At 62.3% G+C, this 12,651-nt stretch carries 13 protein-coding genes; 6 read left to right on the top strand and 7 right to left on the bottom strand.

Annotation, left to right across the window (positions count from 1 at the left end; all coding sequences use genetic code 11):
- Positions 1–18: 18 nt before the first annotated feature.
- Positions 19–480 carry a helix-turn-helix domain-containing protein gene (locus tag EFK50_RS22985; RefSeq protein WP_183407826.1) on the bottom strand — a complete coding sequence of 154 codons (462 nt, stop codon included), beginning with the start codon at positions 478–480 and terminating at the stop codon, positions 19–21.
- A gap of 267 nt (positions 481–747) precedes the next feature.
- Here EFK50_RS22985 and EFK50_RS14145 point away from each other — a divergent pair, with 267 nt between their 5' ends.
- From EFK50_RS14145 to EFK50_RS14120, 6 genes are all read left to right on the top strand, one after another.
- Complete coding sequence (locus EFK50_RS14145) at positions 748–939, top strand: hypothetical protein (protein ID WP_123228161.1); 192 nt, start codon at positions 748–750, stop codon at positions 937–939.
- Positions 936–1,871 carry an MvdC/MvdD family ATP grasp protein gene (locus tag EFK50_RS14140; RefSeq protein WP_123228160.1) on the top strand — a complete coding sequence of 312 codons (936 nt, stop codon included), beginning with the start codon at positions 936–938 and terminating at the stop codon, positions 1,869–1,871. The genes EFK50_RS14145 and EFK50_RS14140 overlap by 4 nt, the downstream gene beginning before the upstream one ends.
- Entirely contained in the window at positions 1,868–2,503 is a 636-nt protein-coding gene (locus EFK50_RS14135) for a hypothetical protein (protein ID WP_148046176.1), read from the top strand. The genes EFK50_RS14140 and EFK50_RS14135 overlap by 4 nt, the downstream gene beginning before the upstream one ends.
- Positions 2,504–2,738: 235 nt before the next feature.
- Positions 2,739–3,863 carry a glycosyltransferase family 4 protein gene (locus EFK50_RS14130; protein ID WP_148046175.1) on the top strand — a complete coding sequence of 375 codons (1,125 nt, stop codon included), beginning with the start codon at positions 2,739–2,741 and terminating at the stop codon, positions 3,861–3,863.
- Positions 3,860–4,951, top strand: coding sequence for a hypothetical protein (locus EFK50_RS21900; protein ID WP_148046174.1), 1,092 nt, complete (start codon positions 3,860–3,862; stop codon positions 4,949–4,951). The genes EFK50_RS14130 and EFK50_RS21900 overlap by 4 nt, the downstream gene beginning before the upstream one ends.
- Positions 4,948–6,147 carry a hypothetical protein gene (locus EFK50_RS14120; protein ID WP_148046173.1) on the top strand — a complete coding sequence of 400 codons (1,200 nt, stop codon included), beginning with the start codon at positions 4,948–4,950 and terminating at the stop codon, positions 6,145–6,147. Before EFK50_RS21900 ends, EFK50_RS14120 begins: the two co-directional genes overlap by 4 nt.
- A gap of 605 nt (positions 6,148–6,752) precedes the next feature.
- On the opposite strand, the gene EFK50_RS14115 is transcribed toward EFK50_RS14120, so the two are convergent.
- Genes EFK50_RS14115 through EFK50_RS14090 form a run of 6 tightly spaced genes read right to left on the bottom strand, consistent with a single transcriptional unit; the run spans position 6,753 to position 12,640 of the window.
- On the bottom strand, positions 6,753–7,721 hold the full coding sequence (locus EFK50_RS14115; protein ID WP_123228155.1) for a hypothetical protein: 969 nt from the start codon (positions 7,719–7,721) through the stop codon (positions 6,753–6,755).
- A complete protein-coding gene (locus tag EFK50_RS14110) occupies positions 7,718–8,776 on the bottom strand; it encodes an HNH endonuclease (RefSeq protein WP_148046172.1) in 1,059 nt (352 codons plus the stop codon). Before EFK50_RS14110 ends, EFK50_RS14115 begins: the two co-directional genes overlap by 4 nt.
- Before the next feature lie 40 nt (positions 8,777–8,816).
- The gene (locus EFK50_RS14105) at positions 8,817–9,914 is read right to left on the bottom strand and encodes an NAD(P)-dependent alcohol dehydrogenase (RefSeq protein WP_123228153.1); all 1,098 of its coding nucleotides are present in this window, start codon (positions 9,912–9,914) and stop codon (positions 8,817–8,819) included.
- Positions 9,911–11,134 (bottom strand): NAD(P)/FAD-dependent oxidoreductase, encoded by a 1,224-nt coding sequence (locus tag EFK50_RS14100; protein WP_123228152.1) that lies wholly within the window; start codon positions 11,132–11,134, stop codon positions 9,911–9,913. Before EFK50_RS14100 ends, EFK50_RS14105 begins: the two co-directional genes overlap by 4 nt.
- Positions 11,131–11,343, bottom strand: coding sequence for a ferredoxin (locus EFK50_RS14095; protein WP_221177393.1), 213 nt, complete (start codon positions 11,341–11,343; stop codon positions 11,131–11,133). Before EFK50_RS14095 ends, EFK50_RS14100 begins: the two co-directional genes overlap by 4 nt.
- 28 nt (positions 11,344–11,371) lie before the next feature.
- Positions 11,372–12,640, bottom strand: a complete 1,269-nt coding sequence (locus EFK50_RS14090; RefSeq protein ID WP_123228151.1) for a cytochrome P450 — start codon at positions 12,638–12,640, stop codon at positions 11,372–11,374.
- Between the last annotated feature and the right edge of the window lie 11 nt (positions 12,641–12,651).

The following is a 12,651-nucleotide window of genomic DNA, read 5'->3' as shown; positions in this document are numbered from 1 at the left end:
CGCGCAGCGTCCGTGAAGTCACTGTTTGGTTACCCGCGATAGGACGTCATCAAGGTTGACCCGGTGCGCTGACATCGCCTTGCTTGAGCGCGGCTGTGGCATGCGGGAGCCCTTGACGCTGCCGACCGGTGCTCCACTCTTGGCAGAATGAGGCTTGGACTCGGTCAGCGTGACCTTGCCTGTCGCTACCACGGTCTTCGAGTCGGCAGCGGTTGTACTTGGGCGCTTCAGGGTGCGCTTCTTTGGAAGCGTGCGGTCGGCCGCTTGCTGTGGGTTCCAAGTCGCGTCAAGACTCATGCCGAGGACGCTTGCTACTCGTAGGAGCGAGTCCAAAGTGACGTTTGCTTCGCCGCCTTCGAGTCGTGCCACCCAGACACGCGACATGCCGGCACGATCAGCGACTTCCTGTTGGGACAGGCCAGCTTCCTTACGGGCTGCGCGTACCGCGCTAGCCAGTGCGTGCTCGCTAGTCAGACGCATGAAGCCCACCTCCTTGTATCGTGAAAGATACATTCCTTTGTTGTAAACCGTACGCTACAAATAAGGAATGTCAACTGGACACTACAAAACTGATATGTAACTTCCACGATACAACGATGCCTCTCACCTGCAGGTTTCCAACCGACAAGCGACCCACGAGTACTCCTGGTGCAGGACAGAAACGCGGCCTCGTTCATGGGGCGACGCGATTGACATGAGTCGACTGCATCGATTGACTCGGACGCGACCCCAACAAGGAGGGCAAGCATGACGACGCTCCTGCGGAAACTGTCGACAACGCGCACCGCCACCACGCCGGTCGAGGTCCGCTACAACCCTGACGAGAAGATTGCCTACGTGCACGAAAACGGCGTCTGGGTGCCGAGCTACGAGTCATCGGCCGTCGGTCAGTCGAAGAAGGCAGACCTCGAGACCGGCGAGGACCAGAAGGGTCAGTGACTAACCGGGCGCACACGGCCAACCCGGACGGTCCCGTTCTCGTCGTCACCAACGAACGCGATTTTGCCGCAGACGTCGTCGTCGCTCGCCTGCAGGCATCCGGTTATCCCGTGGAGCGCCTGAACACCGAGACCGACCTCCAGGTCGTTTGGCGGCCCGACGAGCCGCCACTTGCGGCTCGCTACTCCGCGGTCTGGCTCCGCCAATTCCTCGCCGACCCGACCCCCCAGGACTCCGTCAACGACGTCGACGACTTCCTCGTCACTCGCGAACAGTGGCGCACCTGGCTCACAGATCTTGCCGAGCATGCCCCCACCCGCTGGATGAACCCCCTGTGGTCAGCCCGCCGAGCCGAGAACAAACTCATACAGCTCCGCACAGCCGTATCGGTCGGCCTTCGGGTCCCGGCCACGATCGTCACCAACAGTCGAGACGAAGCAGCCGCCCATCAGGCGAAGGTAGGCAGGTCCATCGTCAAAGCACTCGCCAGCGCATTCTTCCCATTCTCTGACTCTGGGTTCATGTTCACCCGTCCACTCGACGAAGCCCTGGCACTAGATGCTACGAACTGGACCCAGCAGCCGGTCATCGTCCAAGCCGCCATTCACCCCCGGACCGACATCCGCATATTCATCATCGGCACCGACTTCGCCGCCGCCGCCAGAACCGAGGTCGACGCAGTGGACTGGCGCACCAGGTCGGGTGAAGCCGAGTGGGAACGGTGCGAACCGCCGGAAGACATCCTCGAGCGATGCCGCAACTACCTGTCAGCATTCGACCTCGTCTACGGCGCCTTCGACTTTGCGTTCGACGGCGACACATGGTGGTTCCTAGAATGCAACCAGGCTGGCGAGTTCGCGTTCGCCGATCGGCCCCTTGAGCTCGGCGTCGCTGAGGCCATCACGACCTGGCTGTGCGGGGGGCCGAGGTGAACGGACTTCTGGACCGAACCTGGCAACTGATCGTGCGTGGCGGCAGTCAGCTTGTTCTAGGCATCAAAACCGTCGGTCGTTGCGTCCTTCGTGCAGCTCGTTGGGTGGCGCGCATCCAGTTCCTGCTGCCACATGTCTTCCACGCTTTGATGTACAACGCCCGGGTCCGGCGCAACTACCGTCAACAGATCGCGGAGGCCTGGGACCTAGCGCGTGCAGCCCCGAGCATCAACGTCGACGAAGCGGTCGCGCTTTGGCAGTTCGAGACCGACCGCTTGAACGGCCTAGCTACCAAGGGGGCCGCCGTCCTCGCCGCCGACGCACTCGTCGGAGCCGGCGTCGCGACCCAAACGAAATCCGACGGACTCGCCATGTATGCCTGTATTGCGTGCATCGTCTACCTAGTCTCCGCAGCGGTCGCCGCTTGTCTGGCGCAGATGCCGACCAAGCGGTACGCGGTACAGCCGTCGAACGTCCTCGACGGCACCGCAGCCACGGAGATGGTCGCAGTCGTCATCGCGAATGAACCGCTCGGCATCCAACTCCAAAACCTCGTCTACGTCAGCGTCCGCGACACCTTCGCAGCACTCGTGCTCCTGCTGGTGGCACTGATCAGCAACCTTGTCTGCTGAGGCGAGCTGTTCGGTCGCCAACTTCAGGTTCGATCCAGTGGAGTTGCCGGGATTCGAACCGGAGGTGCCGTCAGACCTCTGGATCGCTGCCCCAATTTCCTGTCCGAGCGCGTCGAGGACTGCCCAGATTCGCCCAGAGCCGCGCATCGGGCCGCTAGTCTTCGGCCAACGCAATCGAAAGTCGTTGACAAGGCTCGGGACGACCTACGTGGAGAGTTCTACAGGGAGACGCGGCGTGACCTGCACAACTCTCATCACCGATGATCAGACCCAACTGCCTGACCGAGTCATGATCCTGACATCTGAAGGCGGTCCGGTTCGTTGGGGCGGCTTAGCGACGTACGTGGATGGCCTCACCCAAGCGCTTCGAGCGAGAGGCATCGACGTGCAGATAGCACTGAGCCCAACGCACCTTCTCAATGATTCGGCTGGCTTACAGTCCGCTAGTGATGGTGTCATCCAGAGGTCCGCGAACGAGTCCGCTGTTGATTTTGCAAACCGCCTAGCGGGTCAGGTCAAGCCCGGAACGGTCCTCTACGTACAAGATCCGACCTTGGTCGAGGTGGTCATCGCACTGGCCATTAGCAACAGGTTCAGGTCAATCATCACAATCCTTCACCTGCCGTCCTATGACGGCTTCTCCTACTTCGATCAACCGGAGGAAGCTGAACGACTGCGTCACGACGAGGCTCGACTATTCAGACTGTCCAACAAGCTCGTCGCGCCGTCGAGGTTTGCGGCCGACATCATCGGTCGAATCCATCACGTCGACCCCGCCCGAATCGTCGTCGCACCGCACGGCGTCGCTTCCAGACCCACTCCCCGCTCCCGACAGAATGCGCCGGAATCGCCCCTCCGGGTTGTCAGCGTCGGCCGCATAGCCAAACAGAAGGGCGTCTACGAGTTCCTTGAAGTTGCGAACGCAGTTCAGTCCAACTGCTTCGAGTTCGTAGTCGCCGGGCGTGCCCTCGACATGCGCTACACCGATCTGATGTCCACTGGTCCCGCCAAACTTCTGGGTCAACTTTCGCGGTCCGAAACGGACGAACTACTCAGCACCGCAGATGTCATCTTGTCCACGTCATTGCACGAGACCTTTGGCCTATCAGTTCTCGAGGGAATGGCTGCCGGCGCCGTTCCAGTCGCATTCGATGTCGGCGCACTCTCGGAGTTCATCTGTGACGGAATCGATGGCGCGCTCGTGGCCCCGCTACAGCCTGACCGGATGGTTGCGCGGCTGCTAGAACTTCACCTCGACCGTGAGCTCCTCCAGCAAATGTCTGACGCAGCACAACTATCGGCGACTGGGTTCACATGGAACCAGCACCTTCGCCGACTCGCTGAGGCATTCGCCGAATGACCGCCATCGGATATTGCTGGTACTTCCATCTGCCTGTCGTGTCTACCCCTACGGAGACACGAGACCATGCAGTCGGGTCGCTTGAACTCATCCTGTCAATGCACTCCAACGCGCAGCGAAAGGTGCTTATCGCAGCCACAGCGTCGTTTCTCGAGCTGTGTGAACAACACTCGCCGCGTAGCCTCGATCTGCTTCGCGAGAGCACTGAAGCAGGCCTGTCTGAGATAGCTCTCACCTACGCGTACGACACCGATCCATTTGAAATTAGCCACCAACGGGCCCGCGACTTGATCGATAAAGACGCCCACGTAAAGTCCCGCCTGTTCGATATGGCGCCGCGCTGGTTCGTGCCGGCGAACTTCGGATGGATACCGGGCACCGAACGCCACTGCCAAGCCGTCGGCGCGGATGCTCTGTTGCTCGACTCACGCCACTTCGACGAAGCAACATCGCTACGTTCCTGGCACTGGTCAGGCGGCGACGGTGAGGTGCAGGTTAAACGAACGTCGACCAGCATGGGGTCGTGGGAGACATCGCGCGTCGGGCGCGTCGATTTTTCAAACACCAGCCAGATGACCGTCGCCTGGCGAGATTGGTCAGCCACTCAAGCACTCACATTCGGCAACACCGGCGCGATCCACAATGCCGATCCCGACCTAGCCGTTGACTCAGCGTGGACGGCTCTAGAAGGCGAACAACGTCAGATCATCATTGCCGACGACGGCGATCGCGTACGAGGGCAATCGCGAAGGGGATACGCCCGCCTCCTAGACCTCGCTGGAGAACCATTCGACTGGTCACCAATACCTTCGCCCGAAATGGTGGCCCCGCTGACCGGCTTGCCTGCGTACCTGCCTCCTGGCACAAGTAGCTTTTTGCACGACAGCACTGACGCGCGCTCGTACTGGAAATTGCTAAGGGAGGTCGATGGCGGCGCCCTCAGCCAAGGGCAACGATCTGAGTACTTGGCGCTCCACGATGTCTTCTACGCGTTCTGGCCCGATGTGTCACGGCGCCGCTACTACATCGAGGCTTTGCTAGACCTCATAGAGAGTCAGCGGACACTAAGCGAAGGGGACCTCGTATGAACGCAACCCCGGCGACGGTCCTATCCGTCGTGGTTCAACTTCTTCCACCTATCAAGTCCAAGAAGTTCAAGCACGCTGCGGAGCGGCTACAAGTTGATGGGGCTGCCCGGAGATATTTCGAACGCTGCTATACGCACGCGGATGACTTCTCGCTCTCCGCGGAATTTCTTGAACTCCGCAACGTCGAGTGGCTCGGCTACACGCGCGGGACCTCCCCTGCAGGCATTGAACTGACGGTCCACCACGTGCTTGTGACCGACGGCTTTCATGGGACCCGGTCGTTGCACCAACACGTCGCGTTCAAGGAACTGGCTGAGATCGGGGGCGCCGATGGATCGTTGCGAGACCTCGTGCGCACTCTTCATGCGGTCTATTGGGCGCCGTTTGACCATCGGACCCTTCCCGCATGGCTCAATGACCTGGACCCCTTCCTGAGCCTCCTAGCGGATCGGCCAGCCATGATCTCAGCCAGTCGGCAGATCTATACGAGTGTCGTGCTAGCCCCCAGCGAAAAGCCTCGTCTGACCGATTGGCATCCCGATGCCACCTCCCTTTACTCGCTCCTCAACCTCCATACCGAGGGGGTCGACTCAACTGCAGCTATCACAGCTCTTTCTTCATCGCGTTGGCAGACGACAAGTTTCTTCGCTGGCTTCGCGCAGCCGAACGGACTCCTCAGCGTCGCCGTTCCGTTCCCTCATGACGCACGTCCGTGGTCCCAGGTTGCCCCCTGGGACCCCGACGACTTCAAGGTCGCTGATCGCGAGTTCCTTCACCGGATAAGGGACCAAGGAGCGGTCTTCGAGCCCTACGACTTGTCTCCCGAATTCCCGTGCCTCCGTTACAGCTCTTTGGTTCTCTTGGAGTATCTAGGCAACGCCGAATTTGAACAGTTGCGGATTCGCAAGAGGTTGGACCAGATCGGACGATTGCCATGGCCTGCGAGCGTCGCCGTGGGCGTCGCCGAGGCACGTAAACTGAGTCAGTCCTACTTCAGGACAACGTCGCTCCAAATGCTCCGCCTCCCGATCATGCGGCAAGTAGCCGGAAGCCTGCTCGAGACACGAACTCTGAGTCTGAACGAAAAGGTCATCGAAGCGATGCGCGCTAACCTCCTCAACGATCTGATGGCCATCCTCGGGTTGCTTGCCATCGTCGTTCCGATTGTCCAGGTAGTGCTGGCAAAGGTCTGGTGACCTTGAAGCGTGCCTGCGTCGAACGAAGGTCCTCGTTCGGGCGTCGTCACAGTTCGTAATCGTCCTCAGACATCGTGCGACTTGACCCCGCGCACCCGGCTTGACGGCCACAGACGCCTTCTCATCTTCGCAACCAGACCTCTGGGTCAGCGTCCCAGAGTTCCGCGCCCAAGCACCAGCAGTTCGGTCCGAGCACGTCCAGGACTGTCCGGTTGCATCCAGCGCTCAGCTGGCAGCGGCGAGCACGGTCGCCGGCGCAGGTAACCATGGAGCAACCAGAAGCCCCCTCGCCATAACGGCGAGAGGGCCTCTGACCTGCAATTTCATTTGTAGCGGGGGCAGGATTTGAACCTGCGACCTCTGGATGAGATCGGGGGCTCATCCTGAGCTACGACAGAGCTTGGGTCCCTCCGGGAAACCTCGGGTTCTAGAGGTGAATCCCCATCGGACAACTCCAACTCTATCGGAACGTCTCGGGGCGGGTGCCTGTCGTTTCTGATGACATTTCGATGACTTGTCGAATCCGCGAATGGTCGTGGTGGTACCACCGATCGGCGACGAGCGCCGACATCACGAGCAGGACGGGTGGTGCGGGCCGCTATGCGTCAGCCCTCCTGGTTTGTCGATGTGCTCTGCTCTTCGAGTATGACCGCCATCTTCACGAAGTAGCGGCGCGCCGCTACGGCGAGCAGCGTTGCGCCCGCCTCGTCTAGCCACGCCTCACGGTCAGCGTCGTGCTCGGTGACGGGATGCAGGGCGTAGTTGCGGACGTCACGAAAGTGCTGCGCCTGTGCGGCGACCTCGGTGACTGTGGTGCCGTTCACGCGCAGCTCGCGGAGACGTTGCGTGGTGAGCTCGATGATCTTCGCCACGTCACGCCCGGATGCGACGAGATCGAGCAGGCTCCTCGAGGACCCGACTGAGCCGGCGAGCCGGAACCAGGCAGCCTCGCTCGCGGCTGCGAGCAGACTGGACGACGCCAGGTAGAGACCCCGCGTTAGGGCCCGCCGAGACTCACGCAGCAGCACCAGACCCCGCGGGCCCAGGAGGTCGTCCAGGTCGGCAAGCATCTCGTTGATCGGCAAGAGGCCATCGGCCAGCGACTGCGGTGCGAGCAGCTGGAAGCGGGGGTCGTCGTTATCGGCCGCAACGAACGGCGTGCGCACAACGATGGGGACCGACCCGCCGTAGTTCGGGGACTCGACACCGATGCGTTCAGGCTGCGGTTCGTTGTGGTTGCCGTGGCCGCGAGTGAGGACGCCTTCGCCCACGAGCTCGGCGATCGCCTGATCGACGGCCAGCCGGCCGCGGAACACCATCACGTCCGGGTCAAAGGGGTCCGGGTCCTGCAGCCGGCCTGGCACGTCGGAGGGCTGCGCCCGGTAGATCGTCCGCTGTTGCGGTCGGTACTGTTCTTGAGCGGCCATCCACTCATCGACGAAGTCTGATCGCTTGACTGCTATACCGGCCCGCTGCAAACACCTGACGATGCATGTCCGTGCCAGGAACACGTCGGCAGGCGTCGGCAGGACGGCCTGCTGCATTGCCTCCTCGAAGGGCTCGCCGAAAGTCACGCCGAAGCCTCCTCTTCGGTGTCGTCGCCCGCGTCTTGGCGGAGCCGTTGCCATGCACCGGGCGGGAGATCGGCGAAGGGCCACGAGACGAACAGCACCCCGGCCAGCGAGATAAGGAACGTGGGCGCTGCTCCATCCTCAGCTTGTTGGGCCACAAGTGCCAGGGGCGGCCCCTGCCTCCCGACGTGGGATCGATAGACCTTGAGCGCCGCAGCCGCATCGCTCGCTGGTGCTTGGCCCTTGGGGGCATCACGAGCGGCGATAAGATCAGCTCGCATGACGCGCGCCTCGGGATGGTCCGGGACCGAGCGAAGGAAGAGGCACGCCGCGAGGTAGGCATGCTTGAGCAGCGCGATGCCGCAAGCCCGCTGCTGCGCCTCTTGGTACCGCATCCTGAACTCGGGCGACCCCAGGATCTGTTCCACGTCCGGCGTGACGTCGCCGTCAACGACGAGCGCGAAGGCACCAGTGTCCTCGTTGCGTCGGAAGTAGATCTTGAGCACGCGGCGCCGACCCAACACCTCGCCGTCATGCTCGAAGCTCGCAGTGATCGCATGATCGAACCAGTCCTGCAACGCGGCCTCGACCTTAGAGCCCAGCCCGTTGTTGCATGGCTCGCAGGTGTACGTCATATGGGAGCCGCCCAAACTTCCGTTCGGCACGTGCTCCTTCTTCAAGGCGGCCGGCACGGCGAGGCAGATCGGACACATGTCCTCGTCCGAGCCGGGTTTCGTGAAGGTGCCCCGGGGGATCTGACTCAGAAAGACGAGGGTGCCCGTCTCCCCTCGATCGGGCGGCCCGAACGCCGCCGCGCGGCCGTCCGGCAGGTCAAAGACAATCTCGTCGATCGCCGGTTGGCCGCGCTTGCCGCCAAGCGATCGTCGACCCGAGACACGGCGAATCTGACCCCGGAAAGGGGTACGCGCAATGTCGCCGGAAGCGGGTCTCAGCGATGGCCCAACAAGAGCTCTGTGGAACAACTCGACGGGAAGGTCGGACCCGCTGCGCCCGCCACCCGCCGATCCATCTCCGGCGCCAGCAGCACCATCAACCAACCTTCATCGGTGGATCCGGGCTTAGTGGCCGTCTTCGTCACTAACCCTGACCTAGCACAAGAACCGGCTTGATGACGGATCCCGAATGGGAGTCGGCCTCAGCTTTACTGATGTCCTCGAACGCATACGTCGTAATCAGGCGGTCGAAGGGGAACTCCCCGGCCACCCACTGCCCAATGAGGTACGGAATGAATTCCTGAGGGTCGGCGTCACCCACCATCACGTAACTGAGACGCTTGCCGGTCAGCAGCGTGGGGTGGAAGGACAAAGCCGCTTCGCTGGCGGCGACAAGAGCGATCTCGCCGCCCGGCCCAACGGCCGCGATCGCTTGCTCCATGACCGATGTGACACCCGTAGTGTCGAACGCAAAGTCGAGCCCAATACCGCCGTCGGTGATCTTCGCAACTAGGTCTGCGTCGGTGCCGACGATGGTACGAGTCGCGCCGAGTTCTTTCGCAATCGTGAGCCGGCTCTTGTGCAAGTCCACGGCGACGATGTCCTTTGCGCCGGCCATCTTGGCGGCCATCACTGCTGCCAGGCCCACCGCGCCGGCCCCAAATACAACGATACTTTGGCCGGGTTGCAGCTTTAGTGCACGCAATACCGTGCCAGCACCGGTCTGAATGCCACAGCCCAGCGGCGCCAGAAGATGAAGTGGCAGGTCAGCGGCCACAGCAACGACGTTGCGTTGGTCAACGATGCTGTGCTCCGCGAACGACGACTGACCGAACCATCGGTTGAGGAGTTCGTGACCCTGGCGATCGGAAGCGGAAGTACCACCGTCGGGCGCACGCCCCGTCAGGTTCAGCTCGAAGAACTGCGCACAGTAAGACGGCCTGCCCCTTTCGCATTGACCGCAGGCTCCGCACGAGGCGAAGCTCAGCACGACAGCGTCCCCGGGCTTTACTGAGTCGACTCCGGCGCCAACCTCCTGGACGATCCCAGATCCTTCGTGCCCGAGGATTCCTGGTAGGAGCCACGACATGGCGCTTCGCGCCATCATGTCGGTGTGGCAGAACCCGACGCCAGCGATGCGAACGAGGACCTCAGTTGGCCCGAGGTCGGCGAGCTGGATCTGCTCCAGGGCGAAGCCAGCCTCCGGCGACCGCAGTACGGCCGCGGTGGTGAGGGTTTTCATGGTGTTGCCCCTGTCGCTGCCGACTGGCCATCATCGATGATGGTTTGGGCGGCGGCGGGGCCGCCTCGTTCGGAGATCAGGCGCCGAAGTTTCATGATCTTGCGTGGCTGGTTGAGAGTGGCGGCTCCAACCACGCGGTCGCCGGTTGTGTAAAGGGCGACGAAGCGGTCTTCTTCCCGCTCACCTTCGAGGAACTCCACCCGGTCGGCCATTGGAGTGCCGACGAACTGAATGCGCTGGCCATACCACTCGCTCCAGAAGTAGGGCACGGTCTCGTATGCCACTGCGTTCTCGGGGTCGGCGGCGTTCGCGCCAGCGCGGCCGGCCTGTTCGGCCGCGTTGGTCCAGTTTTCGAGCCGCATGGTGACGTCGAGGAGCCCGTTTGGCCAATGTGCCACGTCGCCGGCTGCATACACATCGGGAACCGAGGTGCGCAGGAATGCGTCGCACACGACGCCTCCATCGATTGGATCTAGTTCGACGCCAGAACCGCGCAGCCATTCGGTTGCGGGCGCGGCGCCAACGCCGATGACCACGACGTCGGCTGGCAGTACCTCGCCGCTGCTGAGGTGGATCTCTTGGACAAACGCAGTCTCGATGCAGTCCAGGACGCTGGTCTCGGTGAGCAGTCGAACTCCGTTGCGTGCATGGAGTTGAGACAGGGTCTCGCCGACCATCTCGCCAACCGCACGTACCAACGGCACCCTCGCAGCCTCGACGATGGTCGCCTGGGCTCCGATTTGCTGGGCCGAAGAAGCAATCTCAGCGCCGATGAATCCACCGCCGACGACAACCACCCGCGCTCCGGGCCTGATGTGAGCCCTCAGGCGATCAGCGTCGTCGAGGGTCCGCAACGTCAGGACGCGACTCGAGTCGGCAACTCCCGGAAGCGAGCGCGCCGCGGCGCCGGTGGCTATCACGAGGGCGTCGTAGGAGATGTTGCCCTCACTTGTGGTCACGACGTGCTCGTCGGGATGAAGCGAGGTCGCGGTCGTAGACAGCCGCAGGTCGAGCTCTGCCCGCAGGTCAGCCTCGGCCCGGTAGAAGTCGGCGGCTCCATCACCCGTGAGGTACTTCTTGGACAGCGGCGGGCGGTCGTAGGGCAAGTGCTGCTCCGCGCCAATGAGGGTGACCTCTCCGTCGAAGCCTGCCTTGCGAGCTCCTTCAGCAGCTCGCAAGCCTGCCAGGGACGCGCCGACGATGACTAGGCGGCGACTCATGAGACGCCCTCGACGAGACGCAACGCCGCCGCGGGACAGCCATCGACAGCCCGCTCAATCTCCTCGCGTTCCGCGTCGCCGACCAGTTCGCCGCCACGGACGAGCAGGGTGCCGTCGTCATCAACCTCGAACCGATCGGGCGCAAACGACTCGCAGATGCCGATACCCGTGCACCGACCCCGATCGACCTCAAGCTTCAAGGTAACCATGACTTTTCTGCCTCTCTTGGCTTCGGAATCAGCCGATGATCACTGGAAGGCTTCGGACGCCGTTGAGGAAGTTGCTGACGAGGAACACAGGCTCGCCAATCTCAATGCTCGGCAGCTTCACGAGAATGTTGCGGAACAGTGCCCGCAGTTGGGCTTTAGCGACTCCGTTGCCGAGGCAGTAGTGAACGCCGCCACCGCCGAAGGCCACATGCGGGTTTCGGGGGCGGCTCAGATCGAACGCGGCCGGGTTCTCGAACAGGCGGTCATCACGGTTGCCAGAGCAGTAGAAGATCCCGACCTTGTCCCCCTCGGTGATCTGCTGGCCAGCGAACTCGAGATCACGTGTGGCGGTGCGGTTGAACTGGATCACAGGGGTTGAGTAACGGACGAACTCTTCGATAGCGCCGGCGATGCGGCCATCGAAGTCCTCGAGAAGCCAGCCACGCTGGTCGGGGTGCTGGTCGAAAGCCATTACCGTGCGCGTAGTTGTCTGTTTCGTCGTGTCGTTCCCAGCCGTGCTGAACAACAGCATGATCATCATGATCTGTTGGGGGTCGAGCGGCTGGCCGCCCACCGTGCCATTGGCCAGCGTGCTCATGAGGTCGTCCTGGGGGTTCTTCCTACGAGCCTCAATAAGTTCCATACCCAACTGTCCGAAGAACGCGAAAGCATCGGCAGAGATGGCCATCCGCTCCTCCTGGCTGTCACCGATCGCCGGATCCTGGAGGGCGAGGAGCCGGTCGCCGTTGACGCGGAACTCGTCAAGCTGAGACTCGGGCACACCGAGGAGGTCGCCGACCGTAAGCATCGGCAACTGCGCTGCCACTTCCTCGACGAAGTCGATTTCGCCGGCGCCAACGACACGGTCGACGATCTCGGACGCGCGCTGCTCGATCTTCTCGGTGAGCCGAGCCACTGCCTTGGGCGTGAAGCTCGAGGAAACCAGTTTCCGGTACTCGGTGTGCCTGGGCGGGTCCGCATCGAGGAAGGCGGCTGGCGAGCGCATCTCAGCCCGCAACGGGTGTAGTGCGGTGTACCCGAGCTCCGAGCTGAATAGCTCGTGGTTTTGACTCACGTAGGAGATGTCCTCGGCACGGGTGACGGCCCAGAAACCCGTTTCGCCGTGCTCTTCAGGCGTGAGATACAGGTCTTCCATGGCTGGGTGCCAGCTGACCGGGTGGTCGGTTCGGAGCTTTGCGAAGGTCTCGTCGCGCTCCTCGAAGGTCTTACCCCAAAAGGCGATGCTGGAGATGTCGAGGTCAGAGGTGAAATCGTGATGATTAGCGAACAGCGGCATGACCCGTCCGT

Origin of the sequence: Nocardioides marmoriginsengisoli (genome assembly GCF_003725695.1) — a bacterium.
In the GTDB taxonomy this organism is placed as follows: domain Bacteria; phylum Actinomycetota; class Actinomycetes; order Propionibacteriales; family Nocardioidaceae; genus Marmoricola; species Marmoricola marmoriginsengisoli.
The sequence above is the reverse complement of the archived record's forward strand: the minus strand, read 5'-3'. Positions and strand labels throughout refer to the sequence as shown.

Excerpts from the sequence above, each read along its gene's own strand:
- EFK50_RS22985 (WP_183407826.1), bottom strand. The coding sequence starts at position 480 with ATGCGTCTGACTAGCGAGCACGCACTGGCTAGCGCGGTACGCGCAGCC.
- EFK50_RS14145 (WP_123228161.1), top strand. The coding sequence starts at position 748 with ATGACGACGCTCCTGCGGAAACTGTCGACAACGCGCACCGCCACCACG.
- EFK50_RS21900 (WP_148046174.1), top strand. The coding sequence starts at position 3,860 with ATGACCGCCATCGGATATTGCTGGTACTTCCATCTGCCTGTCGTGTCT.
- EFK50_RS14120 (WP_148046173.1), top strand. The coding sequence starts at position 4,948 with ATGAACGCAACCCCGGCGACGGTCCTATCCGTCGTGGTTCAACTTCTT.
- EFK50_RS14105 (WP_123228153.1), bottom strand. The coding sequence starts at position 9,914 with ATGAAAACCCTCACCACCGCGGCCGTACTGCGGTCGCCGGAGGCTGGC.
- EFK50_RS14100 (WP_123228152.1), bottom strand. The coding sequence starts at position 11,134 with ATGAGTCGCCGCCTAGTCATCGTCGGCGCGTCCCTGGCAGGCTTGCGA.
- EFK50_RS14095 (WP_221177393.1), bottom strand. The coding sequence starts at position 11,343 with ATGGTTACCTTGAAGCTTGAGGTCGATCGGGGTCGGTGCACGGGTATC.
- EFK50_RS14090 (WP_123228151.1), bottom strand. The coding sequence starts at position 12,640 with ATGCCGCTGTTCGCTAATCATCACGATTTCACCTCTGACCTCGACATC.